The organism is Bacillus cereus group sp. BfR-BA-01381 (assembly GCF_022663555.1).
Lineage (GTDB): Bacteria > Bacillota > Bacilli > Bacillales > Bacillaceae_G > Bacillus_A > Bacillus_A pacificus.
Map to the genome: position 1 here is coordinate 1 of NZ_JAKUFR010000027.1, position 25,138 is coordinate 25,138.

Below are 25,138 nucleotides of genomic sequence, written 5' to 3' on the forward strand. Positions count from 1 at the left end.
ACGAAAAAGGAGGTACTTCTATGAGACCATTACAAATTTCTCCAGACACTGCAGTCCGCCTATCAAAAGCATTAGGTGTTCCACTTGAACAACTTATGCATATGCCGCAGCACATTTTAATTCAAAAGTTAGTTGAATTAGAAAAACAAAATAAAGACGAAGAATAATACAGTCCTGTTTCACAGGACTTTTTATTATTTTCTATTATATCACGGATGACTTGCTTGCTAAAATCCCTCATCGGATATACCGTAATTCAATTTAACCTTCACTTCGAACATGTACAATAAAAAGACCAACGAATTCTAACATTCATTGGTCTTTAATTAAAAAGTTCATTGATTTTAAATTTACTATCAAGTATACATTTCAAGAATTATTAAAAACTTAAATCTCTTACTTCTACTATTCTCAGCTAGCCTTATGTTCAAGTCTCAGCTTATCCGCAACCATTGCGATAAACTCAGAGTTCGTAGGTTTTGCTTTTGACATAGATACTGTATAACCGAATAAGGACGAAATAGAATCGATATTCCCGCGACTCCATGCTACTTCAATTGCGTGACGGATTGCACGCTCGACACGGCTTGCTGTTGTATTATATTTTTTCGCGATATCTGGATACAATACTTTCGTAATAGATCCAAGTAATTCGATATCATTGTACACCATAGAAATTGCTTCCCTTAAGTACATGTACCCTTTAATATGAGCAGGCACACCAATTTCATGAATGATACTCGTAATGCTTGCATCTAAGTTTTTCGGTTTTCCATCTACTGTTGTTGCTGATCGGAAAGATGGCAGTGGACGTTTAATAGTAGCGTTCGCTTTACCGCTCACTTGACGAATATGACTCGTTAAATTCTCCATATCAAATGGTTTTAATATGAAATATGACGCACCTAAGTCAACTGCTTTTTTCGTCACATCTTCTTGTCCAAACGCTGTCAACATAATTACGCTAGGCTGTCTTAACCTTTCAATATGGCGCATTTTCTCTAGTACAGCTAACCCATCTAAATGTGGCATAATAATATCTAACACAAGTACATCCGGCTGCTTATCTTTTAATAAATTTAAACACTCTTGACCATTATAAGCAGTACCGATTACTTCCATATCCTCTTGAGCAGCTACATAACTCTCTAGCATTGATACTAATTCTTTATTATCATCCACAAGACATACTTTAATTTTCTCCACAGCTTTTCCTCCCTTACCGAATCGATTCTCCGACATGTGTATCCTTCTAGGCTACATGAATTGTTCGACAATTGTGTGAAAATTCCCTTTTAAAGTTTGTTACTTTCCGATAAAATCACAAAAAAATATGTTTATCGTTCATTTATTCCTTTTCGCAACACATTCCATCATAGAAAAACAACGAAACGTTCAACCCTTTCCTTTTATTTTACAACAAAAAACACCTCTTGCGGAGCTTTTACAAAATTTCAACGAATTTTTCAATAGAAAAACGAGCTAATTATTAATTAGCTCGCTTTTCTTTCTTGATCATAAATGTTAATTCCAGCCTCATGTAACATCCATTCAATATGAACACCATATCCTGATGTTGGATCATTTACAAATACATGTGTAACAGCGCCAATTACCTTTCCATTTTGCACAATTGGACTTCCACTCATTCCCTGTACGATACCACCTGTTTTCGCTAATAAACGTTTATCTGTTACTTTTATTACCATGCCTTTTGTTGCCGGAAACTTTTGCGGTACTGTACTCACAACTTCAATATCAAACGCTTCCACTTTATCTTGATCAATAACCGTTAATATTTTTGCTGGTCCTTCTTTTACTTGATGAGATAGTGCAATAGGCATTGCTTTATCCATTACGCCATTTGTCATATTTGTATTCAATTTGCCAAAAATACCAAATGGACTATTTATTGTAATATTGCCAATCACTTCACGATCAGGTGAGAACCTCGCTAATTTCTCCCCTGGATTCCCATGACTACCTCTTTCAATTGATGTAACTGTCGAACGCATAATTTGTCCATCTTCGACTTGAATCGGCTTTTTCGTATCATTATCAGAAATGACATGACCAAGTGCCCCATATTTCATAGAATTAGGATGAACAAATGTCATTGTTCCGATTCCAGCTGCCGAATCACGAATATATAAACCAATGCGATAAGACGATTCTCCACTGTCCTTTTGTGGTGTTAACTTAGTGCGGATATGCTTTCCATCCCTTAATAAAACGAGATTAAGCGGTTCGCCTGTTTCCCCACTATTATGAATAAATGGTGCTACATCACTCATTCTTTCAATTGTTTTACCATTAATTTCAGTAATCATATCTCCAATTTGCACACCAGCTGTTTCACCAGGAGATACTTTCCCTTTTTCAGTTTGAATTAAATGATGGCCTACAACAAGTACCCCTTTTGTGTTTAACTTTACACCAATTGATTGTCCACCTGGAATAACTTTGAAATCTTTTAATACTCTCACATTTACTTTTTTCACTGGAAAACCAGCAAGCTGAAACACCATATCTGCTTCACCATTTTGATGAGAATTTACCATAAGTCCTTGTTTTTGTTCATTTGAACTTACTGTAAACACATGACGATCTGTAGATGAAGCTTTAAACACTGGTAATGAAGCTATTTCTGATTGTTGTCCTTCAAAAACAACAAGTTGCTTCGGAGATGAAATAAACGTCCGAAGCGGTTTAAAACACCCAATAAAAACTAAAGAAACAAGGAGAAAAATACCTATTATTTTGCGAAATCTTTCTAATTTCAATTTGTTCACTCTCCTCGCTCCTACCCCACATTCAGCCTTTTGGCTTCACTTTTTAATCTCTCCTTGCAATGCTTTATTTATAACCGGAAGAATTAAGAAATCATCATTTGAGAAAAAAAGCTATCCATTACTGGATAGCCTCTGCTGTCTGTTTAAAATGATGCGCTTGCGTAAGTAATTCTTTCGCATGTTCTGTCGTTAAGTCTGTAATTTCCACACCAGAAATCATTCGAGCTATTTCTGTTACTTTATCCTCCATAGTTAAAACGGTAACTGACGTAATTGTTCGATCATTTGCTACTTGTTTTCGAATAAATAAATGCGAATCCGCCATTGAAGCTACTTGAGGTAAGTGCGTAATACAAAGTACTTGTGAGTTTACTGATACTCGATAAATTTTTTCCGCAATAGCCTGTGCGACCCGGCCACTTACACCAGTATCCACCTCATCAAAAATTACAGATGCAACACCTTGATGCTTAGAAAAAATACTTTTTAAAGCTAAAATAATACGAGATAACTCTCCGCCGGAAGCGACCTTTGAAAGTGGTTTTAGCGGCTCACCTGGATTTGTTGAAATATAAAATTCCACATGGTCATAGCCATCCGCCGTAAGTCTTACTGGTGCTCCCTCCACAAGAGGCTCTTCTGCATTTCCTTCTCGTTTCATTATTCTCACTTCAAATTTTGTTTTTTCCATATACAATTCTTTTAATTCCTGATGAATGGCATTTGTAAGATGCTCTGCAAGTTCATGACGCATATTACTTAACAACGTTGCTTCTTTCAGAATAACACTTTCTAATTCCTTCAACTGTTTCTTCGTCGTTTCAATATGAACGTCTTTATTTTCAATCGTAAAAATTTCTTGTTCAATTTTATCAGCATACGCTAAAATCTCTTCTACAGTATTTCCATATTTTCTCTTTAGCATACGAATTTCATTTAAACGCGTTTCAATTTCGTCTAAGCGATTCGGATCATATTCCATCATATCGAGCTTTTCTCTTAGTTGATACGCAACTTCTTCTAATAAATAATAACTATTGGCAATGGAATCATGATTTTCTTGATACACTTCATCTAAATGTGTAATACTCTCCATTTGTCCCATTGCGCTTCGTACATTATCTAGCCCTTGTCCGTCAGCACTTAACGAGCGATACGCGTCACCTAATGCTTTATAAATCTTCTCGAAATTAGAAATTTGCAATCGTTCTTCAGTTAGGTCATTTTCTTCATCCATCTTTAAATCCGCTTTACGGATTTCTTCATGCTGGAATTGAATTAAATCTAAACGATGTGCCATTTGTTGTTCATTTTCACTTAACGATTTCAACTGTTTTTTTAACTTCTCATAGTCAGCGTATACGTTTTGGTATATATCCAATTGTTTAACGATACGCTCTCCATCAAAATGATCGAGCATAAATAGATGACGTTCTTCATTCATTAAGTCTTGCGTTTCGTGTTGCCCATGAATATCAACAAGTGTTTTTCCAATTTCTTTTAATACACTAAGGGTAACTAGTTTTCCATTTACACGACATACACTTTTTCCGTTTGCAGCGATATCACGCTTCAAAATAATCATGCCGTCTTCTATTTCTATATCCAACTCTTCTGCTTTTTCAATACATGGATGCTTATCATCTTCCACATAAAATAGCCCCTCTATCTCAGCTTTTTCTGTTCCGTATCGAACAAATTCTGCTGAACCACGGCCACCTACAAGTAAACTAATCGCATCAATAATAATCGATTTTCCGGCCCCTGTTTCACCACTTAAAACCGTTAATCCTTTTTGAAAAGAAATATTTAATGCCTCAATAATAGCAAAGTTTCTAATCGATAATTCCGATAACAATGCCCCATTCACCTCGTTATAAACTAATCCCCTATGAAGGGCTTTTCTCAGTTCTTTATTCAAATAGTCATACTATATGTTTGTATGTATAAATTACTTTTCTAACCGCTCCATTGTACCAAACATTTGTTTTACGGGTCAATCCACCTATTTCCTAATTTTATTCAAAGAAAATATTATATTACAATTAAGAATTCACGTTTTTAACCAATAAAAATATCCTGTTCACTTTCCACTTTACAGAGGAAAGCAAACAAGATTTTTTTGTTACAGCATATTTAAGAAACGATCAGAGACAACACCTGTATCTTCAGGTGTACGGCAAATAATTAAGCAAGTATCATCACCACAAATGGTTCCGATGATCTCATCCCACTCTAAATGATCAATAAGTGCTCCAAGTGAATGAGCGTTACCAGGCAATGTTTTTAGCACAAGCATATGTCCTGCCGTGTCTAATTTTACAAATGAATCCACTAGATTGCGTTTTAATTTTTGTAACGGGTTAAATCGTTGATCTGCTGGCAAGCTATATTTATAGCGACCATCATGTAATGGCACTTTCACTAAGTGCAATTCTTTAATATCGCGCGATACTGTTGCTTGCGTTACATTAAATCCCTCATTACGTAGAATATCAACTAATTCATCTTGTGTTTCAATTTCTTTGTTCGCAATAATTTCCCTGATTTTAATATGGCGCTGACCTTTATTCATACATTTGCACCTCACACTATCTCTTACCATAGTTTAAACATTGGTATACTTCACTTATTTATGTTAACTTATAATTCGTTACTTGTACACAATTGTTTTTACAATCATTATACAATTACAACAAAAAGAGGAACAACATATGTTATTCCCCTTTCCCTTTTTGTTTTAGGACATCATGTGCCTCTGTAACTACTTGCTCAACAGAAACTGGAGAATGATTTTCGCCATTCTCACGTTCACCATGCCATTTCAGATGAATTAAAAATTCAATGTTACCATCCCCGCCCGTAATCGGTGAGAATGTTAAACCTTCTACGTCGTATCCTTCTTTTATAGCAAAGTCGACAATCATTTCTACGACAGCCTCATGTACTTTTCGATCGCGAACGATACCCTTTTTACCAACTTGCTCTCTTCCAGCTTCAAACTGCGGTTTAATTAACGCTGCTACATCCCCATTCGGCATAAGCATTGTTTTTAAAACTGGCAATATAAGTTTTAATGATATAAACGAAACATCGATACTAGCAAATTGTGGTAAACCACGTTCTAAGTCTGCTGGTGTTACGTAACGGAAGTTCGTTCGTTCCATTACGACAACACGCTCATCTTGACGCAATTTCCACGCAAGTTGATTGTACCCTACATCTAATGCATAAGATAATTTCGCTCCATTTTGAAGCGCGCAATCGGTAAAGCCACCAGTTGATGAACCAATATCTATCATAACTTTATCTTGTAAATCAAGATGAAATGTCTCTAATGCCTTTTCTAGTTTATAACCACCACGGCTTACATACGGCATAACTTGCCCCTTCACCGTAATCTCTGTATCTTGTGGGATTTTCTCTCCTGGCTTATCCAATCTCATCTCATTCGCATATACAAGGCCGGCCATAATGGCGCGTTTTGCTTTCTCACGTGTTTCTATAAGCCCTCGCTCTACTAATAGTACATCTACTCTTTCTTTTTTCGCACTCATTTGTTACGCCCTTTTTTGTTTTGATGGAATCATTGTATGAATACGGTCTACAACAGCATCTGTCGTTAAACCGATTTCTTCTAATAATTTTGTTACACTACCGTGCTCTATGAAACGATCTGGAATACCCATTCGTTCAACTAACGCACTATGGTACCCGTTCTCAGACGCAAATTCAACTACTCCTGTTCCAAAACCACCAATTAAGCAAGCTTCTTCAATCGTTAAAATTGGTATATTTTTTCCTAAGAGATCATGTAAATATGCTTCATCCATTGGTTTAATGAAGCGAGCGTTCACTACTTTCACTGAAACTCCAGCCTTTTCAAGACGCTCAGCCGCTTCCATTGCCATTGGTATTGTAGTACCAAATGTTAAAATAGCTGCTTGTGTACCTTCTTTTAACGTTTCCCATGAACCGATTGGAATCGCCTTTAATTCTTCATCCATATGAACGCCAAGTCCATTACCTCGCGCATAACGTAATGCGATTGGTCCATCTTCATATTGCATCGCCGTGTATACTAAATGTTGCCCTTCATTTTCATCTTTTGGCATCATAAGTACCATATTCGGCAAGTGGCGTAAGAATGAAATATCAAATACACCTTGATGCGTTTCACCATCTGCTCCTACTAAACCAGAGCGATCGATTCCGATGAAAACATTTAAATTTTGGCGGCATATATCATGAACAACTTGGTCATATGCTCTTTGTAAAAATGTTGAATAAATCGCTAAGAATGGTTTCATACCTTGCGTTGCCATACCCGCTGCCATGGTTGTAGCATGCTGTTCTGCAATACCTACATCAATCATACGATCTGGGAATTCTTTTTGGAATTTCTCAAGTTTCGATCCAACAGGCATTGCAGGTGTAATTGCAACGATACGCTCATCCGTTCTCGCTAACTTAAGTACTGTTTCACTAACAACAGCACTCCATGCTGGTGCAACTTCTTTCGGTTTAACGAAGTCACCTGATTCAATTTTATAAGGTCCTGTTCCATGCCAAGTGCCAATAACATCACTCTCAGCTGGTTTGTAACCTTTTCCTTTTTTCGTAATAACATGAACAAGCACCGGGCCTTTTGTTTTCTTTGCATATTGCAACGTTTCGAATAACTTTTCATAATCATGTCCATCGACTGGACCTAAATATGTAAAGCCTAACTCTTCGAAAAAGACACCGGATACTAGTAAATATTTAAGACTATCTTTTATTTTCTCTGCTGTCGCAGCAACTTTCCCACCGACAGCTGGGATTTTCTTCAAAATATACTCTAGCTCGTCTTTTACCCAATGGTATTTTCCTGCGGTACGTAGACGTCCAAGCACATTATGAAGCGCACCAACGTTTGGCGCAATTGACATTTCATTATCATTCAAAATAACAATCATGTCTGTTTTTTCATGTCCAATATGGTTCAATGCCTCTAAAGCCATTCCGCCCGTTAAAGCACCATCTCCAATGATTGGTATAACATATTCTTTCGTTTTCTTTAAATCACGTGCTAGAGCCATTCCCATTGCAGCAGATAATGATGTCGAGCTATGGCCAGTTTCCCATACATCGTGCTCACTCTCACAACGTTTTGGGAAACCACATAGACCTTGATATTGCCTTAATGTGCCGAATTCTTTTGCACGTCCAGTTAAAATTTTATGTACATAGGATTGATGTCCTACATCCCATAAAAATTTATCTTTCGGACTATCAAATAATTTATGCAGAGCAATTGTGAGTTCTACTACACCTAAATTAGGCGCAATATGTCCACCTGTTTGAGAGAGCTCTTCAATTAAAAACTTACGAATATCCTCACTCAATCCCTCTAGTTCACTGATAGACATATCTTTCAAAAAACTAGGGTTTTGAATTTGCGTTAGATCCACATGGATCACTCACTTTCATTTCATAATCTGTCAACATGTCAAATATTATAAAAAACATTTACACAAAACAAGAAATTCTCTTTTTTTTATTTTTCAACTTGTCCTGCTATTAACCAGTCTATTGCGCCCTAATCTTATTATAAACTATATTTCTTTAGGCGATGAAAAAAATAGCCGCTAACACGAAGTGATAACGGCAATGTAATCTACATATATTTTTGCCAATAACAAGAAAAGAAAAACCTTTTCCTACATTTATATCATAAAATGATGAATGACTCAACAAATGAAAACGCTGTTATATTAGTTATTACGTTTTGCAATCAAATCGCAAATAGATAGTAAATATTCATCTTGTAATTGCAAGGAACTAATAGCATCTTTTGCTTTTGCAATCGTTTCTTCTAAAATATCCTTTGCTCTATCTACAGTAAATAACGTCGTATATGTGCTCTTTTCGTTGGAAACATCACTACCAATCGGTTTTCCAATCTCTTCTTCGGTTCCTTCCACATCTAAAATATCATCTCGAATTTGGAAAGCTAGGCCGATATATTTTGCAAACTCAAGTAATTTTTCTTCCTGTTCTTCTGTGGCATTAGAAAGTATCGACCCTGCTAGTACAGCGAATTCAAGTAGTTTCCCAGTCTTATGCTTATGAATATATTCTAGCTCATCAATCGTAAGCTGTTTCCCTTCCGCTTCCATGTCTGCTACTTGTCCGCCAACCATTCCCTCTGGCCCTGCCGCCTTTGCAAGCTCAAGTACAAGTCTTACTTTTTTCTCAGCAGAGATTTCCTTTTGTTCATATGCCATAATAACTTGAAAAGCATATGTCAACAAACCATCACCTGCTAAAACTGCCATCGCTTCACCAAATACTTTATGATTTGTGGGCTTCCCTCTTCTTAAATCATCATCATCCATACAAGGTAAATCATCATGAACTAACGAGTATGTATGTATCATTTCAAGAGCACAAGCTGCACCTACACCAAGATTTTTTTCTTTACCAAACGCTTGTAATGTTGCAAATAAAAGTAACGGGCGGAGACGCTTTCCACCCGCTTCCAAAGAATATGCCATCGCTTCACGAAGTACATTTGGACATTGTAATTCATTTGCATAGCTTACAAGCTTCTCTTCTACGAAAGTTTTACTTTCTTTCAAAAAAGTATCAAAAGCAATTGTCACTATGCTTCATCTCCTAAAGCAGTAAACGGTTCAAGCTCTCCATCTTCCCCAAGAATAACTGCCATTTGTTCTTGTACGTTCTTCAACTTCTCATCACAAAGCTTAGATAATTCCATACCCTCTTTAAAATAAGAAATTGCTTCTTCTAAAGGTACGTCACCTTGCTCTAACTTAGAAACGAGGTGCTCAAGTTGCGAAATTGCCTCTTCAAAGCTTAATTTATTTTCCATTATTCAATTCACGCTCCTCTATTCCTGATACGCTACAATCTAATATTCCATCTTGTAATTGAACTGAAACAGCATCTCCAAGGCTAACATCTTTCACACTTTTTAACACTTGCTTCTCTTCATCATATACAAGCCCGTACCCTCTCATCATTACTTTAAGCGGACTTAGCGCTTCAAGTTTTTGAGCAGCTCTTACAAAGGCAAATTCTTTCGTTTGGAGTAACGTTTGCATTTCACGTTGCAATTGCTTTTGCAATGTTTCAACTGCTACCTTCGTTTGCATAATTTTTTGAGATGGGTGGTGCTTCTCTAAATAAAATGAAAGCTGTTTTAACTGATTTACCTTTTTATCAATATAGCGCTCTTTCGCTAACACAAGCTGTTCTAACGCTCTATCCAATTGCTCTTCTTTTTGCTCATATACTTGTCTTGGATAACGGAACGCATAAGATTTTTGCAATACTTGTAGTTTTTCTTCTTTTTTATGTACTAACTCTCTCATTGCTCTTTGCAACCTTAGAGTTCTTTGTAATACCTTTTCTTGTAACTCGATAATATTAGGCGCTGCCAGCTCAGCCGCTGCAGTTGGTGTTGGTGCTCTTAAATCGGCAACAAAATCCGCAATTGTAAAGTCTGTTTCATGGCCTACTGCTGAAATAATAGGGATCTCACTCTTGAAAATAGCTCTTGCAACCATCTCTTCATTAAACGCCCACAATTCCTCAATAGAGCCTCCACCGCGCCCAACGATTAGGACATCTATCCCTTCCATTTCATTCGCTGTACGAATCGCTTGTACAATTGAGGGAGCTGATGACTCCCCCTGTACAAGTACTGGAAACACAATAACATTTCCAATTGGATAACGACGTTTAATCGTTGTTATAATATCACGAATCGCTGCTCCTGTTGGTGACGTAATCACACCTATTGTTTTCGCATAAGGAGGGATTGTTTTTTTATAAACTTGAGAAAACAATCCTTCTTCCTCTAAACGAACCTTTAATTGTTCGTAAGCTAAATGCAGGTTTCCGACTCCGTCAGGCTGCATGTCTTGAATATAAATTTGATAAGAACCACTCGCCTCGTAAACAGAAATTTTCCCTTTCACGAGTACCTTCATCCCATTTTCAGGTCTGAATTTAATATTACGATTATGACCCGCAAACATAACCGCTGCGATTCTTGCATTTTCATCTTTCAATGTAAAATACATGTGGCCACGGCTATGATTTTTAAAGTTGGAAATTTCACCTTTTAACCAAACAGACTGTAAGTGCGGATCATATTCTATTTTTGTTTTTATATAGCGTGTTAACGCTGTAACGGTTAAATATTGTTTCTCCATTTCTCTCTCCTCATAGCCGACTCAAATTATTTACAAACGACACCTGCACGCTTAGCCGATTCAACAGTATTATGAAGAAGCATTGTGATCGTCATTGGACCAACACCCTTTGGCACAGGTGTAATGTAACCTGCAACATCTAACACGTTGTCAAAGTCAACATCACCACAAAGTTTTCCTGTTTCTAAACGGTTTACACCAACGTCGATTACAACTGCTCCTTCTTTCATATAATCAGCTGTTACCATTTTAGGTCGTCCTACTGCTACGATTAAAATATCAGCTAATTTCGTTAACTCTTTCATATTTTGCGTCTTAGAATGACAGTATGTGACAGTTGCATTTTCATTTAAGAACAATTGTCCCACTGGCTTGCCGACAATATTACTTCTTCCAATTACTACAACATGTTTTCCTGAGATATCAAGATTTGTTTCTTTTACTAACTCTACAATACCATGCGGTGTACATGGAAGGAATGTATCTTGTCCCGTCATCATACGTCCTACGCTGATTGGGTGAAATCCATCTACATCTTTTTCTGGTGAAATTCTTTCAATGATAGCTTTTTCTTCAATATGTTTTGGTAAAGGTAATTGCACTAATATGCCATTAATGCGGTCATCGCCATTTAAGCGATCGATTTCAGCAAGCAAACGCTCCTCCGTAATTGTTTCAGGAAATTCAATTAGCTCTGAATAGATTCCTACTTGTTCGCAGCCCTTTTCTTTTCCCTTTACATAAGAACGAGATGCTGGATCTTCTCCAACTAAAATAACTGCTAATCCTGGTACAATCCCTTGCTCTTTCAACTTCACAACTTCTTCTGTTAATTGTGCTCGTTTTTTCTCCGCAACTTCATTTCCTTTGATGATTACTGCTACCATTTTAAGATTCCCCCTTAAAGAAATTACAGTGTATCTTTTATATTAGATAAAACGCCGTTAATAAAACGACGAGATTCCTCATCCCCAAATGTTTTAGCAATTTCAATTGCCTCGTTAATTGTTACGTTGTGTGGAATTTCTTCCATGTATTTCATTTCATACACAGCTACACGTAAAATACTGCGATCAACAATACTAATACGCTCAAGCTTCCACTTTTTTAAATTTTGACGAATCGCTTCATCAATTACTTCTTTATTTTCTACAAAACCTACAACAAGTGATTCTAGAAACTCATTTGTTTCTTCACCTTCATCTAGCGTGTTTTCCACTGCTACTTTCGGTTCTAATTCACCTGTAATATCCATTTGATATAATGCTTGCATAGCTCTTTCTCTAGCCGTCCTACGTTTCATTGTAACTCTCCTTTATGCTTCAAGTCTTTCCTTATGCTTTGTTATATTATTATAATTTATAAGCCGTCAATTCACTTACTCTTACAGTTTTCATTGATTTTCCAACCTTATAATACAATGATAATAACACAATTTATCGTTTCACACACGGGTTACAAGGCTGAAAAATAATAAAAAGATTAACTTCAAGTTCCATATCTTATCACAATGTACGTTTTTTGGTAAAACGAAACATTTTCTTTTTTATTTCTCATTTTTTGAAATAGTATAATAATTAGAGGGTTGTAATTTGTGAAGAAACGAAACGATAAAAAAGATGCCTATGTTACTAGGCACCTTTTTCATTCTTACACTGGTTCGATTTCTGTTTTTTGTGTTTCGAATGTTACGCCAACGATGTGAACATTCACTTCTTTTGGCTCAAGCCCTGTCATTGTAAAGAGTGCTTGGCGAATGTTGTCTTGAATCTTTTGTGCAACAACTGGAATTGCTACGCCAAAATACATCACAACATAAAGGTCAACGATAATATCTTCGTTTGCTAATTCAACCTTTACACCTTTACCATGATTTTTCTTCCCTAACTTCTCAACAACATCTGTAGCAAAATTACCACGCATTGCCGCTACGCCTTCTACCTCAGCAGCTGCAATACCTGCGATTACTTCAATTACTTCTGGTGCAATTTCTACTTTACCAAGAGTTGTATCTTGACCCATATCTAACATATGTTCAGCCATGAAAAAAACCTCCTTTAATGTATCACTGCGTCACAAGTTCATGCTCTTCCAAAAATTTCGTATTAAACTCACCTTTTACAAAATCAGGATGATCTAACAATTGCAAATGGAACGGGATTGTTGTATGTACGCCTTCAACGACAAACTCACTGAGTGCACGCTTCATTTTTGCAATTGCCTCTTCACGTGTTTTTCCGTGAACAATTAATTTAGCAACCATCGAATCATAGAAAGGTGGGATTGAATACCCCGGATATACAGCTGAATCGACGCGAATACCAAATCCGCCTGGTGGTAAGTACATTTCTACTTTACCTGGAGATGGCATAAATTTTTTGGCAGGGTTTTCCGCATTAATTCGGCATTCAATTGCCCAACCATTAAATTGTACTTCTTCTTGCTGTAACGATAACTTTTCTCCAGAAGCAACAAGAATTTGTTCTTTAATTAAGTCCACCCCTGTTACCATTTCAGTAACTGGGTGCTCAACTTGGATTCTCGTATTCATCTCCATGAAATAAAAGCTTTTCGTTTTATATTCATAAATAAACTCAACCGTACCAGCACCTGTATAATCAACCGCTACCGCCGCTTTAACTGCCGCCTCACCCATCTGCTTACGCACATTTTCATCAAGTGCTGGTGATGGACTTTCTTCTAGTAGTTTTTGCAAGCGGCGCTGAATTGTACAATCACGCTCTCCTAAATGAATGGCATTTCCGTGTGTATCTGCCATTATTTGAATCTCAACATGGCGGAAATCTTCAACGTACTTTTCTAAGTATACACCAGGGTTCCCAAAAGCGGTACTAGCTTCTTGCTGTGTAATTTGAATTCCTTTTACAAGCTCTTCTTCATGACGCGCAACACGAATACCTTTTCCGCCGCCACCTGCAGTCGCTTTAATAATAACAGGATATCCAATTTGATTCGCAAGTTCGATCGCTTCTTCGGTATTTTTAATAATTCCTTGTGAACCTGGTACAATCGGAACCCCTGCTTCTTTCATTGTATCACGAGCAACGTCTTTTGTGCCCATCTTTGAAATAGCTTCTGGACTTGGACCGATAAAAATTAAGTTACATTCACGGCATAACTCTGCAAAATCTGCATTCTCTGCTAAAAATCCGTATCCCGGATGAATTGCATCGCAGCCTGTTAACTTCGCAACACTAATAATGTTCGTCAAATTTAAATAGCTTTCTTTCGAAATCGTTGGTCCTACACAATACGCCTCATCAGCAATTTGTACGTGAAGTGACTCTTTATCTGCTTCTGAATAAATTGCAACTGTTTCAATATCCATTTCTTTACAAGCACGAATAATTCGTACAGCAATTTCCCCACGATTGGCTATTAATACTTTTTTTATCATCACAAAGACTCCCTTATTACGCTTTTACAAGAAATAGCGGTTGTCCATACTCAACAAGCTGTCCGTTATTAACAAGAATCTCAACAATTTCGCCATCTATATCTGCATCGATTTCGTTAAATAACTTCATAGCCTCGACAATACATACGATAGAATCTTTCGATACTCTATCCCCTACACTTACATATGGAGGCGTATCAGGAGAAGAAGAAGAATAGAATGTACCTACCATTGGTGATGTAATTTTATGTAGGTTTTCATTCTGAACAGCTTTTTTCTCTTCTTGTTTTTGCACTTCCACTTGCGCTGCCGCTACTGTTGTTTCAACTTCAACAGGTGCTACTGGTTGCACGGCTTGTTTTGCTACAGGTGCTTGCACCGCAACAACTTCATTACCACGCTTTTTCATTTTGATTGTCGTACCATCTTTTTTGTATTCAAATTCATCAATATTAGAGCTATCAATTAATTTAATTAATTCACGAACTTCTTGAATTTTAAACATGTAAAATCCACTCCCATACTCTTGTTTGTCCCGTTTTTACAGATTTCTCGTCACTAAAAACTAGATTGACTGTAAAAATACGATGTACTCTATTAGAAAATGCATTTCATTTACTAATAGAAATAGTTACTATTTCCATCTTACGATAAATTTTTTAAACATTCCAATTTATATTTCTTTATAATAAATCGAAATTCCTGTAAAAATGTTATCCCAATAAAAATTTAATACCTAGTAATAATACCAAGTTTCACACGAAATTGGCAAGACCACTTCCTAAAAAACATCCACTACTTATTCAAAACTGTACACAGTAAACACCCCACTCACGCTCTACTCTTCGCCACATCTATAGTCAATAACGTATTTTTACCAAATATTATTTTTTTGTTTACACGTCGTTCATCATTCCTTCATATAAGAATAGTATGTTCAAAGTGTAGAAAATATATTGTATCGAGGTGTGGACATATGATATGGCTCATTCTCTTCTTACCTGCCGTAATGGTCTGGGCATTCGTTCTCTTCATCCACGTCAAATCCGGAAAAAGTAATCACCGCTACCATGAACCACTAATCTTTTACTCACAACGTATTTCTCCGTTCCGAGTTGAACATAGTAAAAACAATTACAAAGACGAAACAGAAAAAAGCTATCGAAAATGATAGCTTTTTTTCTATTATTTTTTACCCCACTGATTAAAGTTTCACTTTATCTAACTATTTTCAAACAATCCGAGTCTTAAAAACGAATAATCCGCGGAGGATTTCCCCGCGGATTATTCGTTTTATTTTGTTGGTGGATCAAATTTTACACCTACATCTTTTGATCCGCCTTCACTTCTTACAAGTTGTATAATTTTATTCGCTTCTTTTTGTGAATGCTTTGCTGCTTTTACAGTTACTTTAATGTCAGTTCCATCAGCTCTTACAAGGGCATCTTTATATCCACCTTGAGATTTAATTACTGTCTCAAGTAATTCTTGTTTCGTTTCCATTGTCGTAATGGCATCAAAATTATCTTTTGCTTTACTTTTTTCTGTTGCTGAAGATTTTGCTGAATTCATCACTTCTTGTAATCTTGCTTTTTGTTCACTTCGCTGATCTTCCATTTGCATACGTAACGCTGTAAAATTTTCATCACTTGATTGAACTGTCACGTTAGCTTCTTTTTTACTTGTTTCTTTTGTAGCACTTTCTTTTGTAGTACTCTCTTTTTTCTCTGTTTCTTTGTTTGTCTCTTTATTTGATGTTTCCTTACTTGTATTCTCTTTTTTTGGCGTTTCTTTAGGTGCTTCATTTGTTACTGCTTTATCAGTACCTTGTTTTTCTTGTCCAATCTTTTCCCCTGTTGTCGGCGATGCTGTATTCATTTTTTCTGGAGTTGTTACGTAATACACAGATAGTACAACAACTAAACTCAACATCGTTAATAGCCAAACCGTTTGTTTTTTTAACACTTTATTTCCTCCCTATCAATTTTTCGGTGATACTGAAACGCGATGAGCTGGTACATCTAGCAGCCGTATGACAGCTTCTTTTACCATCGCTTTAACTTGTATATTATCCACTCCCTTTGCTACGACAAGAACACCTCGCACTTTCGGTTTCTCTGTTCGTAAAACAACGGGAGTTTCTTTATCCCCTTCACGTATAATGACTGTCTTTTCATCAAGAGACTCATCTTCTACTTCCCTCTTGCCACCTGTTTTATCTGTTTCACCTGTTGTTTGTGAACGTTTCACTGTATTTTTTTCTAATATTTTTTCCTCTGATGAGTCTAAATTCACATTAATCGTTACATCTTTTACTCCTGCTATTTCTTCTAAGGCTGCTTTTAATTCTTGCTCATACGCTTTTTCATATTTTTCTACATTTGACATATTATCATTATTTTTTTGTCCAAAAGTTGGTACGTCTTTTTCTTGGTTTTGAGTTTTTTGTTCTTTAAATACAGGTACTTCTTCTTTTTTACTTGAAAAAAAACTACTAGAAAACATAAGCAACATTCCAAGTATGAGTAGGACAAGTAAGAACTTAGGTGTTACCTTTTTTCCCTTCTCATTACTTTCTTTTTCATCTCCATTCAATAAGTTTCGAAAAAATGAGAACTTCGAATTTTTATCTTTATTGTCCATTTACTCTACCTGTCCTCCCTTCCATTTGAACTTGGATTTGTTTATTCTCTAGTTGCCACCTGCTTGAAAAGAAGTCTTTCATTTCTACATTCGTTTCCTCTACCTTTTTCGGTGGTTCTTTCGTGTTAATTTCAACTGGTTTTACTGTTTCAATTGCATCATTTTTACTACGTTCTTTTTCTTTCAACGTCACAACAACAGATTGAATATCTTTCGCTGACTTTACTTCCGCTGTGCTTTCCGCCGCGACTATTTGTATTTCAGAGACTGACATACCATACTGTTTCTCAAACTCTTTTCCTACTTCTTTTTTCATTTTGGTAGCCATCTCTTCTAAACTATATGCACGTGTTAGAGCTTGTATTTCTTTTTTCTTCGAATCTATTGAATTTTTTACAGATCCTTCTGCTACGTACTTCTCTTCATTAAAATTTGCGATTACTTCATTTACATCTGTTTGCAATAGTTTAAAAAGCGGCGTTAAAATTAAAACAACTAATAATAGACTTACAACGAATTTAACGTACTTTTGCAAATTAGAATTTGGAAGAATAAGATGAAGCATTGTAGCTAAGAGTAAAAAAACGATAATATTTCGAATCCACTCTGTAACAAATTGCATACCCTTCACCTCCTACCGCATCATAAGTGTAATGTTCCCCGCAGCAATAATAATTGTGATACTTAAAAAGAACATAAACGATACGATAGCTAAGCAAGCAAATACATAAATAATGCTCCGTCCAATGATATCTAAACATTGAATAATTGCTCCGCCGCCAACTGGTTGCAATACTGCTGCTGCGAACTTATAAATAAATGCTATGCAAAAAATTTGAATCGCTGGAAAAGCGACAATTAAGCATAGAATGACGAGCCCAATAATTCCGACTGTGTTTTTTAATAATCCCGACGCACTAATAACTGTATCCGCTGCCTCGGTAAACATCCTTCCTACTACGGGAATAAAGTTCCCTGTTACAAATTTAGCTGTTTTCACAGCGATTCCATCAGCAACAGCTGTCGCTGTTCCTTGTACAGATAATACGCCTAAAAAAATCGTTAAAAAGATACCGATAATCCCGACGCTAACGTTTTGGAGAAGCTTGGACAATTTCGTAACTTTATATTGATCACTCATCGTACTTACAATACTTAATATCGTTGCAAGTAATAAAAGTGGTAGAACGATATAATTCATCAAAAGCCCACTCGTATTCATTAAGAAGATGATAATCGGATGAAAAAACGATACGGATACAACACCGCCCCCTGTTGCTATAAGTGCAAGCAAGATAGGCAATAACGCTAATATGAAATCTACCATTGTTTGTATCGTTTCTCTTGCATATGTCATAACGACATAAAAGCTATTTAAAGCGAAAATAATTAGTACCATATATACAACTGCATCGGCTATTTTGCTTACACTACTCTTTGAAAATGCCGATTGCAGTGATTGCAATAATGCACTAAAAATTGTGAGCATAATGAGCGTTCCAAGTAGTTTCCCATTTGCAACAAGCTCGTGAAATAAGTACTTTAATAAACCTAGTATCCACTCTTTTATAGAAATTTCTTTTTCTCCCTTTACAAACTCCATAAAGCTACCTTTTTGACTCTCTGGTAAGTAACCTCCATATTTTGTAACAAGCCCGTCCCAAAATTGCTTCACATCTTCAATTCCGAGCTTATCCAATTGTTGATCAACGACGTTTGTCTCTACAGGAGAAGCTTGTACAACAACCGGTAAAGAAAAGAAAAGGAAGCAAGCAAATAGCAGCTTAGCTCCAAACCCCCTCAACATTCACTCCCCCTTATCCCGTCGGTAAAAATCCGAGAATAGTTTCAATTACAACCGTCAAAATAGGGATCGCCATAACGAGAATTAAAATCTTTCCAGCTAATTCAATTTTCGAAGCGATTGCCCCCTGCCCTGCATCCTTTGTAATTTGCGCTCCAAACTCAGCGATATAAGCAATCCCAATAATTTTTAGTAACGTTTCTACATATACGTTGCTAACTTTCGCTTCACTCGCTACTCTCTCAATCATTTGTAAAATAGCGTGAATTTGATCGATTAAAAGAAGGAACATTACGCTACCTACGAACACAATAAATAATGACGTAATGCTAGATTTATGCTGATTCAATACAGCTGCTAAAAACGTAGCAACGAGGCCTAATCCGACAATTTGTATAATTTCGATTCGAACCGCCCCCTTTACTGGAAGAGAAAGACACTTTTAATCTTGTCAAATAGCGTATTAATTAAAAATGCGACATGAAATAAAATAACGACAAAACCGACGAGGATAACCCAATTTGCAATATCCTCACGCTTTAATTCTTTTAGTACAGTATGGATGAAAGCTAAAACAATGCCGATTCCGGCGATTTGAAATATTAATCCAACATCAATGGACATCGCCTTTCTCCCCCCTATAGCAGTAAAATTACGATAAGTAGCCCCGCTAGTACTCCTAAGCTCTTAATCATCTTTTCATATTGCAGTTGTAATGCTTTCGCTTCTTCTTCTTCTCTCTCTAAATGTGTAATACATAAGCGAATATGTTTTTGTTGTGATTCACGATCATGTTGTCCAAGCGTTTCACCAAATTGCTGTAAAATCTCGTACTCCGTTTGTTGAAATGCTGTTAGCTTCCAATTTTCTTTCAAACTATCTATCCAAGCTTCTCTAACTGTTTGTTCTCCGCTTTCTAGCCTGCTAGCGAAACTTTGAAATATCCAATTTAACGGCTTCGGCATTTGTTTCACTAATCTCTCAGCGGCTTCAGACAATGGTGTATGCCCATACATAATTTCCGCCTCTAATGATTGCAGTGCTGCTTTTAATAATCTAAGTTGTCTCGGTCTCTCACTGTATCTTTTGGCGTATGAAAACCCGAAAAAGGTGCTGACCGCAACGATTAACACTGCACCAAATATTTTCACCATACGCTCTCAGCCTTTCTATGAGGTAATACCGGTTTTCCATATTTATCTTTCACTTGCATAACTGTTCCTGGCCCTCTTGCTTTTGACAATTCCACAAACCTATCAAAAATGCCGAGCTCTAGCACTGCCTTTAATGATGGGCGTTTCACAACATCATCATAGGAAAATCCATGTGCACTTATAAAAAGCTGAACCCCTGCATGTACAGCCTCCATAATTGCTTCACTATCTTCTTTACGCCCAATTTCATCCACAATTAATATATCTGGGCTCATAGAACGGATCATCATCATCATTCCTTCAGCTTTTGGACATGCATCTAACACATCTACTCGTGTGCCAAAGTCATATTGCGGGATACCTTTCACACAGCCAGCAATTTCTGACCGTTCATCAACAATCCCGACTTTACAAGAAGGAATTTTCGAAGTACTTACACCTTGACTCATGCAACGCGCTACATCTCTTAAAAGTGTTGTTTTCCCCGTTTGTGGCGGGCCAATTACCATCGTGTTTAACCATCGTGATTCATACAAATACGGTAAAAGCGGTTCAGCAATTCCTATTTTTTGACGAGCAATACGAATATTAAAAGAAGAGACATCTCGAATCATTTTCACTGTGCTTTTTTCTGTAATGACTTTTCCTGCTAGGCCTATTCTATGCCCACCTCGAAGTGTCACATACCCACGCTTTAATTCTTCTTCCATCGTATAAATTGAGAAGTGACTTAACTTATTCAATAAGTAAATAGCATCATCTGCTGTAACGACATAGTCATAAAAAAACACTTCACCATGAGCAATACACTCTAGCGGTCTTCCAATTCGAACTCGGATTTCCTCTAGAGCATCGTACTGCTTACAACTTTCCACTAACTGCTTCATCGTTTTCGGTAAAACTTCTAATACTTCTTTCATCAGCTTCGCCCCACTATACTCGACTTACTTATTTCAACAACGCGATAAAAATGCAGCAAATTCCAAGCGTTAAAAAAAAGAGTTTCAAGAAAGAAATCTCGCTTGCCACACTCGCTATACCTATTGTCATTGTTAAAATTAATACGGTCGGTCCAACAAACGCCAACATACTATTTATAAACAATGCTTTCTTTGCATCATTCACATAGAGCATAAGCAAAGCAGCAAATATTTCCGCACTACCTGAAAATAATCGAAGTGCTCCCATAACAAGCACGGATGTTTCCATTGCCGCTAGCCACTGTTTCATTCTCCCACCCTCTCCCATAACGGTTACTAGTGCTGCACTCCAAAAAAGAATATATTTGTACAACCATATGCAGAGGTTGTCTATTTCAGAATTAAAAACATAATTTTTATCTACCGTCTTCTATTAATCTGAATATCCTTATTTCAAATGGTATATTATGGTATATTTAATTTGAAAGGGGAATAGACGATGCAACAAGTTACTTTAGTACCACTAGATTTACGCTATGCAAATGCGATTTTCAAGCTATCAAGTGATCCACACGTAAAAAATGCATTAGGAATAAAAGTAGAAACAATCGAAGACACGAAAGCATTCCTTCTTTTCGCCATAGAAGAAGAACGCCAAAAGAAGTCTTTATCGAGAGTGATTGTAAATGAAGAGAATGAAATAATTGGTCTCACCACACTTAAACATATTAATTACGAGAAGAAACAATCTCACATTGGTAGTTGGCTCGGCTATCCGTACTGGGGAAAAGGATATAATGAGGCTGCTAAAAAAGAAATCTTTAAAATCGCCTTTTTAGACTTACAACTTTCCTACGTATTTACTGGTGCTAAAACGAATAATATTCGCTCGTTAAAAGCACAAGAAAAACTACCTTATATTTCATTGCATGTGGAAGATACGTTCCCTAATGAACATTCTGCCTTAGAGAATGAAGTAAAATCTTCTTGTGTACTACATGTTGTGTCACGTGAGAACTTTCTCAATTGGCTAGACCTACAAAAGGAGGAGGAAAAATATGAAGATATTGAAAATTAGTTTAACCGTTGTAGTAGAAGTAGCTCTTATTTATCTTTTTTCATTATTGGTCGGTTGGTCATTTATGGAGGCCTTTTTTCTTGGTAGTTTAGCGATATTCGGGGCAATCTGGCTCATTGCTTTAAATATAAATCAAAATAACAACATTGATCACACTATATATAAAACAGGTACGGTAAAACCTTTTCAAATGACATGGGGTCCTTACACAACAGGTGCTGCTAGTCTTACAGCTTTCAGTTTTATAATAACTACTATTTATTATCTGCCCTATTTTCTATAAAAAAAGCACTCGTGATAATCACGAGTGCTTTTCTACTATGCACGAGAAACGTATTTACCTTCACCAGTGTTGATGATAAGTGTTTCGCCTTCGTTAATGAAGATTGGTACTTGTACAACAAGGCCAGTTTCTAATGTAGCTGGTTTTGTTACGTTAGAAGCAGTATCACCTTTAATACCTGGCTCTGTTTCTGTAACTTGTAATTCAACTGTGTTTGGAAGTTCAACACCAAGTACTTCGCCTTGGTAAGTCATAATAGATACTTCCATGTTTTCTTTTAGGAATTTAAGCTCGCGCTCGATTTGTTTTTCACCAAGTTCGATTTGCTCATAAGTTCCGTTATCCATAAATACGTGAGCCTCACCGCTTGCGTATAAATATTGCATACGACGGTTTTCGATGTGTGCTTTTTCTACTTTCTCACCTGCACGGAATGTTTTCTCTTGAACAGAACCTGTGCGAAGGTTACGTAGTTTAGAACGAACGAATGCAGCACCTTTACCTGGCTTTACGTGTTGGAAATCAAGTACTTGCCAAAGGCTATTATCCACTGAAATTGTTAAACCTGTACGAAAATCGTTTACTGAAATCATGTAAAAAAATCCTCCTGTGTATTACAAAATAATAAGTTCTTTTGGTGATTTCGTAATTACTTCATTACCTTCACTTGTTACAATGATATCATCTTCAATACGTACGCCGCCAATACCTGGAATATAAATACCTGGTTCTACTGTTACAGCCATACCTGGTTCAAGTACTGTATCAGAACGGAACGCTAAACCTGGTGCTTCATGGATTTCAAGACCAATTCCATGACCAGTAGAGTGTCCGAAGTATTCACCGTATCCTTTTTCCGTTATGTAATCGCGCGTTAACGCATCCGCTTCACGGCCTGTTAAACCAGCTTTAATACCGTTCACACCACGTAATTGTGCTTCTAAAACGATATTATAAATTTCTTTCAATTTATCAGATGGTTCACCAACTGCGATCGTACGAGTAATATCAGAGCAATATCCTTTGTAATAAGCGCCGAAGTCTAATGTAACGAAATCTCCTGTTTCTATCACTTTTTCAGATGCCACGCCGTGCGGTAATGCCGAACGAAGACCTGAAGCAACGATAATATCAAACGAAGAAGATGTTGCTCCTTGTTTTCTCATGAAAAATTCAAGTTCATTTGACACTTCAATTTCAGATACTCCCGGGCGAATGAATGATAGAATATGTTCAAAGGCAGCATCTGCAATCTGTGCAGCTTCCTTTAATATCTTAATCTCTGAATCAGTCTTTATCAAGCGTAACTTTTCTACAAGCCCAGAAGTTGGGATAAATTCAGCATCGATTGCTTCTTTATGCGCTGAATAAGAACTATATGTAAGAGTATCTTGCTCAAAGCCAAGCTTTTGAATTCCTAATTCTTTCACTTGCTTTGCAACTTCATCAATGATTAGTCCTGCATGCTGTACAATCTCGTATCCAACCGCTTGTTTAGTAGCTTGCTCTACGTAACGGAAATCTGTAATAAATTGAGCGCGGTTTTTCGAAATGAGTACAACACCAGCTGTTCCTGTGAAGTTAGCCATATATCTACGACTATGTTCATTTGTTAACAAAATACCGTCAATACCAGCCTCATCAAATGCACTTCTTAATCTTTCGATTTTCTCCATTACTTTATGCCTCCCTCAATTTCTCCATTAATGCAAATAACGCTAACTTATAGCCATAAAAACCAAATCCAACAATTTGTCCCGCACAAACAGCTGCGGTCACAGATTCGTGACGGAACGCCTCACGCTGGTGAATGTTAGAAATATGTACTTCAATAACAGGAATCGAAATGCTCGCAATTGCATCTCGAATCGCATAGCTATAATGCGTAAATGCTCCAGGATTTAAAATGATTCCTTCATATATATCTTCTGCCTCATGAATACGATCGATAATCGCACCTTCATGATTCGATTGGAAACATTCTAACTCCACTCCCATTGCTTCTGCTTCTTGCTTCATATCTGCTTCAAGTGTCGCTAGCGTGCCCTTTCCATATACATTTACCTCCCTGACACCGAGGCGATTTAGGTTAGGACCGTTTACGAGGAGTACCTTTTTCATATGCTTAAAACTCCTTAATATTAAATATCTATATAACATTTTAACATAGGAGTTACTTATTTGAATAGTTTGTCTTCTCTTCCCCTTCTCGCTCAGCTTTATTCGTATTTACTGCGTAGGAAACAGAGTATGCTATAAACACACCATACAATATAAAGATGCATATTGTCGTCACAATTGTTTCTTTCGGTAAATGGAGTGCACTTTTAATAGCAGGAGCTATTAACCCCACTCCGAAAAATAATAACGCCCACCAAAATAGACCATAAATCATCCCTGGAAGAATTCCTTCAAACTTTGCCAAAAACGCTTTATATAAAAAGGCAATTAAAATCGAGAGTAGTGCCATACAAACAATTCCTGACACATTGCCCCATACCCCTTCTTTCCAGCTTCCAAAGGCAAATGGTAATAATAAATAGTTCGGTCCCGCTTCTGTAAATGAAAATATATGAAGGAAATACCATATCCCTCCCCAAAACAGTCCACCAAATAAACCAATTTGTACAAAATTCCTTGTTCCTAATTGTTCTTGACTCACATCGACACCTCCGCTCAATAGTATGCCCGAAACTATTTTGAACCATGTTTAAATACTGCGAAATTTGTCTATAAAAAGAATAAGAAATGTCCGACTCTCGTAACATTTTTCCTTGTCATATACTTGTATTTGTCGATAAAATAAAGGAAACTCGGTGAT

General features: G+C 36.7%; 31 protein-coding genes. 4 read left to right on the forward strand and 27 right to left on the reverse strand.

Going from position 1 to position 25,138, the window contains the following annotated elements:
- The first annotated feature begins 20 nt into the window (after positions 1 to 20).
- Positions 21 to 167, forward strand: a complete 147-nt coding sequence (locus MR079_RS11635) for a YycC family protein (RefSeq protein WP_001247671.1) — start codon at positions 21 to 23, stop codon at positions 165 to 167.
- A gap of 244 nt (positions 168 to 411) precedes the next feature.
- Here MR079_RS11635 and spo0A read toward each other — a convergent pair whose 3' ends face one another.
- The 14 genes from spo0A to accB form a co-directional block, all read right to left on the reverse strand.
- Positions 412 to 1,206, reverse strand: a complete 795-nt coding sequence (spo0A, locus tag MR079_RS11640; protein ID WP_014297988.1) for a sporulation transcription factor Spo0A — start codon at positions 1,204 to 1,206, stop codon at positions 412 to 414.
- A gap of 287 nt (positions 1,207 to 1,493) precedes the next feature.
- Positions 1,494 to 2,792, reverse strand: a complete 1,299-nt coding sequence (gene spoIVB / locus MR079_RS11645) for a SpoIVB peptidase (protein WP_242294004.1) — start codon at positions 2,790 to 2,792, stop codon at positions 1,494 to 1,496.
- 118 nt (positions 2,793 to 2,910) lie between these two features.
- Positions 2,911 to 4,650: a DNA repair protein RecN gene (gene recN / locus MR079_RS11650; protein WP_000947752.1), complete on the reverse strand. Its 1,740-nt coding sequence runs from the start codon at positions 4,648 to 4,650 to the stop codon at positions 2,911 to 2,913.
- Between the two features lie 267 nt (positions 4,651 to 4,917).
- Complete coding sequence (gene argR, locus MR079_RS11655; RefSeq protein ID WP_001032581.1) at positions 4,918 to 5,367, reverse strand: arginine repressor ArgR; 450 nt, start codon at positions 5,365 to 5,367, stop codon at positions 4,918 to 4,920.
- A gap of 142 nt (positions 5,368 to 5,509) precedes the next feature.
- Positions 5,510 to 6,349, reverse strand: coding sequence for a TlyA family rRNA (cytidine-2'-O)-methyltransferase (locus tag MR079_RS11660; protein WP_001274742.1), 840 nt, complete (start codon positions 6,347 to 6,349; stop codon positions 5,510 to 5,512).
- Positions 6,350 to 6,352: 3 nt separating this feature from the next.
- On the reverse strand, positions 6,353 to 8,245 hold the full coding sequence (gene dxs, locus MR079_RS11665) for a 1-deoxy-D-xylulose-5-phosphate synthase (RefSeq protein WP_000366448.1): 1,893 nt from the start codon (positions 8,243 to 8,245) through the stop codon (positions 6,353 to 6,355).
- 303 nt (positions 8,246 to 8,548) lie between these two features.
- On the reverse strand, positions 8,549 to 9,439 hold the full coding sequence (gene ispA, locus MR079_RS11670; RefSeq protein ID WP_000150362.1) for a (2E,6E)-farnesyl diphosphate synthase: 891 nt from the start codon (positions 9,437 to 9,439) through the stop codon (positions 8,549 to 8,551).
- Complete coding sequence (xseB, locus tag MR079_RS11675; RefSeq protein ID WP_000428423.1) at positions 9,439 to 9,669, reverse strand: exodeoxyribonuclease VII small subunit; 231 nt, start codon at positions 9,667 to 9,669, stop codon at positions 9,439 to 9,441. The genes ispA and xseB overlap by 1 nt, the downstream gene beginning before the upstream one ends.
- On the reverse strand, positions 9,659 to 11,017 hold the full coding sequence (gene xseA / locus MR079_RS11680; protein WP_242294005.1) for an exodeoxyribonuclease VII large subunit: 1,359 nt from the start codon (positions 11,015 to 11,017) through the stop codon (positions 9,659 to 9,661). The genes xseB and xseA overlap by 11 nt, the downstream gene beginning before the upstream one ends.
- Positions 11,018 to 11,043: 26 nt before the next feature.
- A complete protein-coding gene (gene folD, locus MR079_RS11685; protein WP_000226728.1) occupies positions 11,044 to 11,904 on the reverse strand; it encodes a bifunctional methylenetetrahydrofolate dehydrogenase/methenyltetrahydrofolate cyclohydrolase FolD in 861 nt (286 codons plus the stop codon).
- A gap of 23 nt (positions 11,905 to 11,927) precedes the next feature.
- Positions 11,928 to 12,320 (reverse strand): N utilization substance protein NusB, encoded by a 393-nt coding sequence (nusB, locus tag MR079_RS11690; protein ID WP_000830249.1) that lies wholly within the window; start codon positions 12,318 to 12,320, stop codon positions 11,928 to 11,930.
- A 347-nt stretch (positions 12,321 to 12,667) separates the two neighbouring features.
- Positions 12,668 to 13,060 (reverse strand): Asp23/Gls24 family envelope stress response protein, encoded by a 393-nt coding sequence (locus MR079_RS11695; RefSeq protein WP_000807630.1) that lies wholly within the window; start codon positions 13,058 to 13,060, stop codon positions 12,668 to 12,670.
- A 22-nt stretch (positions 13,061 to 13,082) separates the two neighbouring features.
- On the reverse strand, positions 13,083 to 14,435 hold the full coding sequence (gene accC, locus MR079_RS11700; RefSeq protein WP_000592876.1) for an acetyl-CoA carboxylase biotin carboxylase subunit: 1,353 nt from the start codon (positions 14,433 to 14,435) through the stop codon (positions 13,083 to 13,085).
- A gap of 16 nt (positions 14,436 to 14,451) precedes the next feature.
- Positions 14,452 to 14,940, reverse strand: a complete 489-nt coding sequence (accB, locus tag MR079_RS11705) for an acetyl-CoA carboxylase biotin carboxyl carrier protein (RefSeq protein WP_139866718.1) — start codon at positions 14,938 to 14,940, stop codon at positions 14,452 to 14,454.
- Positions 14,941 to 15,411: 471 nt separating this feature from the next.
- Between accB and MR079_RS11710 the strand changes: the two genes are divergently transcribed.
- On the forward strand, positions 15,412 to 15,606 hold the full coding sequence (locus MR079_RS11710; RefSeq protein WP_033678013.1) for a hypothetical protein: 195 nt from the start codon (positions 15,412 to 15,414) through the stop codon (positions 15,604 to 15,606).
- A 122-nt stretch (positions 15,607 to 15,728) separates the two neighbouring features.
- Here the strand turns inward: MR079_RS11710 and MR079_RS11715 are convergent, their stop codons facing one another.
- From MR079_RS11715 to MR079_RS11755, 9 genes are read right to left on the reverse strand one after another with little or no spacing between them, the layout of a single operon-like run.
- Positions 15,729 to 16,400, reverse strand: a complete 672-nt coding sequence (locus MR079_RS11715) for a SpoIIIAH-like family protein (protein WP_139866714.1) — start codon at positions 16,398 to 16,400, stop codon at positions 15,729 to 15,731.
- Between the two features lie 15 nt (positions 16,401 to 16,415).
- Complete coding sequence (gene spoIIIAG / locus MR079_RS11720; protein ID WP_000368876.1) at positions 16,416 to 17,078, reverse strand: stage III sporulation protein AG; 663 nt, start codon at positions 17,076 to 17,078, stop codon at positions 16,416 to 16,418.
- On the reverse strand, positions 17,068 to 17,700 hold the full coding sequence (gene spoIIIAF, locus MR079_RS11725; protein WP_001161052.1) for a stage III sporulation protein AF: 633 nt from the start codon (positions 17,698 to 17,700) through the stop codon (positions 17,068 to 17,070). Before spoIIIAF ends, spoIIIAG begins: the two co-directional genes overlap by 11 nt.
- Positions 17,701 to 17,712: 12 nt before the next feature.
- A complete protein-coding gene (gene spoIIIAE, locus MR079_RS11730; RefSeq protein WP_242294006.1) occupies positions 17,713 to 18,885 on the reverse strand; it encodes a stage III sporulation protein AE in 1,173 nt (390 codons plus the stop codon).
- A gap of 10 nt (positions 18,886 to 18,895) precedes the next feature.
- Complete coding sequence (spoIIIAD, locus tag MR079_RS11735) at positions 18,896 to 19,279, reverse strand: stage III sporulation protein AD (RefSeq protein WP_077317075.1); 384 nt, start codon at positions 19,277 to 19,279, stop codon at positions 18,896 to 18,898.
- A gap of 23 nt (positions 19,280 to 19,302) precedes the next feature.
- Entirely contained in the window at positions 19,303 to 19,506 is a 204-nt protein-coding gene (gene spoIIIAC / locus MR079_RS11740; RefSeq protein WP_000020914.1) for a stage III sporulation protein AC, read from the reverse strand.
- A 14-nt stretch (positions 19,507 to 19,520) separates the two neighbouring features.
- Complete coding sequence (spoIIIAB, locus tag MR079_RS11745; protein ID WP_000238697.1) at positions 19,521 to 20,036, reverse strand: stage III sporulation protein SpoIIIAB; 516 nt, start codon at positions 20,034 to 20,036, stop codon at positions 19,521 to 19,523.
- The gene (spoIIIAA, locus tag MR079_RS11750) at positions 20,030 to 20,956 is read right to left on the reverse strand and encodes a stage III sporulation protein AA (RefSeq protein ID WP_139866712.1); all 927 of its coding nucleotides are present in this window, start codon (positions 20,954 to 20,956) and stop codon (positions 20,030 to 20,032) included. Before spoIIIAA ends, spoIIIAB begins: the two co-directional genes overlap by 7 nt.
- A gap of 28 nt (positions 20,957 to 20,984) precedes the next feature.
- Entirely contained in the window at positions 20,985 to 21,266 is a 282-nt protein-coding gene (locus tag MR079_RS11755) for a YqhV family protein (RefSeq protein WP_242294007.1), read from the reverse strand.
- Positions 21,267 to 21,455: 189 nt separating this feature from the next.
- On the opposite strand from MR079_RS11755, the gene MR079_RS11760 reads away from it, so the two are divergent.
- Complete coding sequence (locus MR079_RS11760) at positions 21,456 to 22,034, forward strand: GNAT family N-acetyltransferase (protein ID WP_139866710.1); 579 nt, start codon at positions 21,456 to 21,458, stop codon at positions 22,032 to 22,034.
- Entirely contained in the window at positions 22,015 to 22,317 is a 303-nt protein-coding gene (locus tag MR079_RS11765; protein ID WP_139866708.1) for a hypothetical protein, read from the forward strand. Before MR079_RS11760 ends, MR079_RS11765 begins: the two co-directional genes overlap by 20 nt.
- Positions 22,318 to 22,352: 35 nt before the next feature.
- Here the strand turns inward: MR079_RS11765 and efp are convergent, their stop codons facing one another.
- The 4 genes from efp to MR079_RS11785 are packed head-to-tail and all read right to left on the reverse strand — an operon-like array spanning position 22,353 to position 24,979.
- Complete coding sequence (efp, locus tag MR079_RS11770; RefSeq protein ID WP_088297952.1) at positions 22,353 to 22,910, reverse strand: elongation factor P; 558 nt, start codon at positions 22,908 to 22,910, stop codon at positions 22,353 to 22,355.
- A 21-nt stretch (positions 22,911 to 22,931) separates the two neighbouring features.
- A complete protein-coding gene (gene pepQ / locus MR079_RS11775; RefSeq protein ID WP_000411051.1) occupies positions 22,932 to 23,993 on the reverse strand; it encodes a Xaa-Pro dipeptidase in 1,062 nt (353 codons plus the stop codon).
- Between the two features lie 4 nt (positions 23,994 to 23,997).
- Positions 23,998 to 24,438: a type II 3-dehydroquinate dehydratase gene (gene aroQ / locus MR079_RS11780; protein ID WP_242294008.1), complete on the reverse strand. Its 441-nt coding sequence runs from the start codon at positions 24,436 to 24,438 to the stop codon at positions 23,998 to 24,000.
- A gap of 52 nt (positions 24,439 to 24,490) precedes the next feature.
- On the reverse strand, positions 24,491 to 24,979 hold the full coding sequence (locus tag MR079_RS11785) for a YqhR family membrane protein (protein ID WP_049112497.1): 489 nt from the start codon (positions 24,977 to 24,979) through the stop codon (positions 24,491 to 24,493).
- Between the last annotated feature and the right edge of the window lie 159 nt (positions 24,980 to 25,138).

Coding starts and splice junctions, on each gene's coding strand:
- xseA (WP_242294005.1), bottom strand. CDS start 11,017: ATGGAGAAACAATATTTAACCGTTACAGCGTTAACACGCTATATAAAA.
- accC (WP_000592876.1), bottom strand. CDS start 14,435: ATGATAAAAAAAGTATTAATAGCCAATCGTGGGGAAATTGCTGTACGA.
- MR079_RS11710 (WP_033678013.1), top strand. CDS start 15,412: ATGATATGGCTCATTCTCTTCTTACCTGCCGTAATGGTCTGGGCATTC.
- accB (WP_139866718.1), bottom strand. CDS start 14,940: ATGTTTAAAATTCAAGAAGTTCGTGAATTAATTAAATTAATTGATAGC.
- spoIIIAC (WP_000020914.1), bottom strand. CDS start 19,506: ATGTCCATTGATGTTGGATTAATATTTCAAATCGCCGGAATCGGCATT.
- MR079_RS11755 (WP_242294007.1), bottom strand. CDS start 21,266: ATGAAACAGTGGCTAGCGGCAATGGAAACATCCGTGCTTGTTATGGGA.
- spoIIIAF (WP_001161052.1), bottom strand. CDS start 17,700: ATGCAATTTGTTACAGAGTGGATTCGAAATATTATCGTTTTTTTACTC.
- MR079_RS11765 (WP_139866708.1), top strand. CDS start 22,015: ATGAAGATATTGAAAATTAGTTTAACCGTTGTAGTAGAAGTAGCTCTT.
- spoIIIAB (WP_000238697.1), bottom strand. CDS start 20,036: ATGGTGAAAATATTTGGTGCAGTGTTAATCGTTGCGGTCAGCACCTTT.
- nusB (WP_000830249.1), bottom strand. CDS start 12,320: ATGAAACGTAGGACGGCTAGAGAAAGAGCTATGCAAGCATTATATCAA.
- MR079_RS11635 (WP_001247671.1), top strand. CDS start 21: ATGAGACCATTACAAATTTCTCCAGACACTGCAGTCCGCCTATCAAAA.
- xseB (WP_000428423.1), bottom strand. CDS start 9,669: ATGGAAAATAAATTAAGCTTTGAAGAGGCAATTTCGCAACTTGAGCAC.
- efp (WP_088297952.1), bottom strand. CDS start 22,910: ATGATTTCAGTAAACGATTTTCGTACAGGTTTAACAATTTCAGTGGAT.
- spoIIIAE (WP_242294006.1), bottom strand. CDS start 18,885: ATGTTGAGGGGGTTTGGAGCTAAGCTGCTATTTGCTTGCTTCCTTTTC.
- spoIIIAA (WP_139866712.1), bottom strand. CDS start 20,956: ATGAAAGAAGTATTAGAAGTTTTACCGAAAACGATGAAGCAGTTAGTG.
- folD (WP_000226728.1), bottom strand. CDS start 11,904: ATGGTAGCAGTAATCATCAAAGGAAATGAAGTTGCGGAGAAAAAACGA.
- pepQ (WP_000411051.1), bottom strand. CDS start 23,993: ATGGAGAAAATCGAAAGATTAAGAAGTGCATTTGATGAGGCTGGTATT.
- argR (WP_001032581.1), bottom strand. CDS start 5,367: ATGAATAAAGGTCAGCGCCATATTAAAATCAGGGAAATTATTGCGAAC.
- spoIIIAG (WP_000368876.1), bottom strand. CDS start 17,078: ATGGACAATAAAGATAAAAATTCGAAGTTCTCATTTTTTCGAAACTTA.
- aroQ (WP_242294008.1), bottom strand. CDS start 24,438: ATGAAAAAGGTACTCCTCGTAAACGGTCCTAACCTAAATCGCCTCGGT.
- MR079_RS11660 (WP_001274742.1), bottom strand. CDS start 6,349: ATGAGTGCGAAAAAAGAAAGAGTAGATGTACTATTAGTAGAGCGAGGG.
- MR079_RS11760 (WP_139866710.1), top strand. CDS start 21,456: ATGCAACAAGTTACTTTAGTACCACTAGATTTACGCTATGCAAATGCG.
- MR079_RS11695 (WP_000807630.1), bottom strand. CDS start 13,060: ATGGCTGAACATATGTTAGATATGGGTCAAGATACAACTCTTGGTAAA.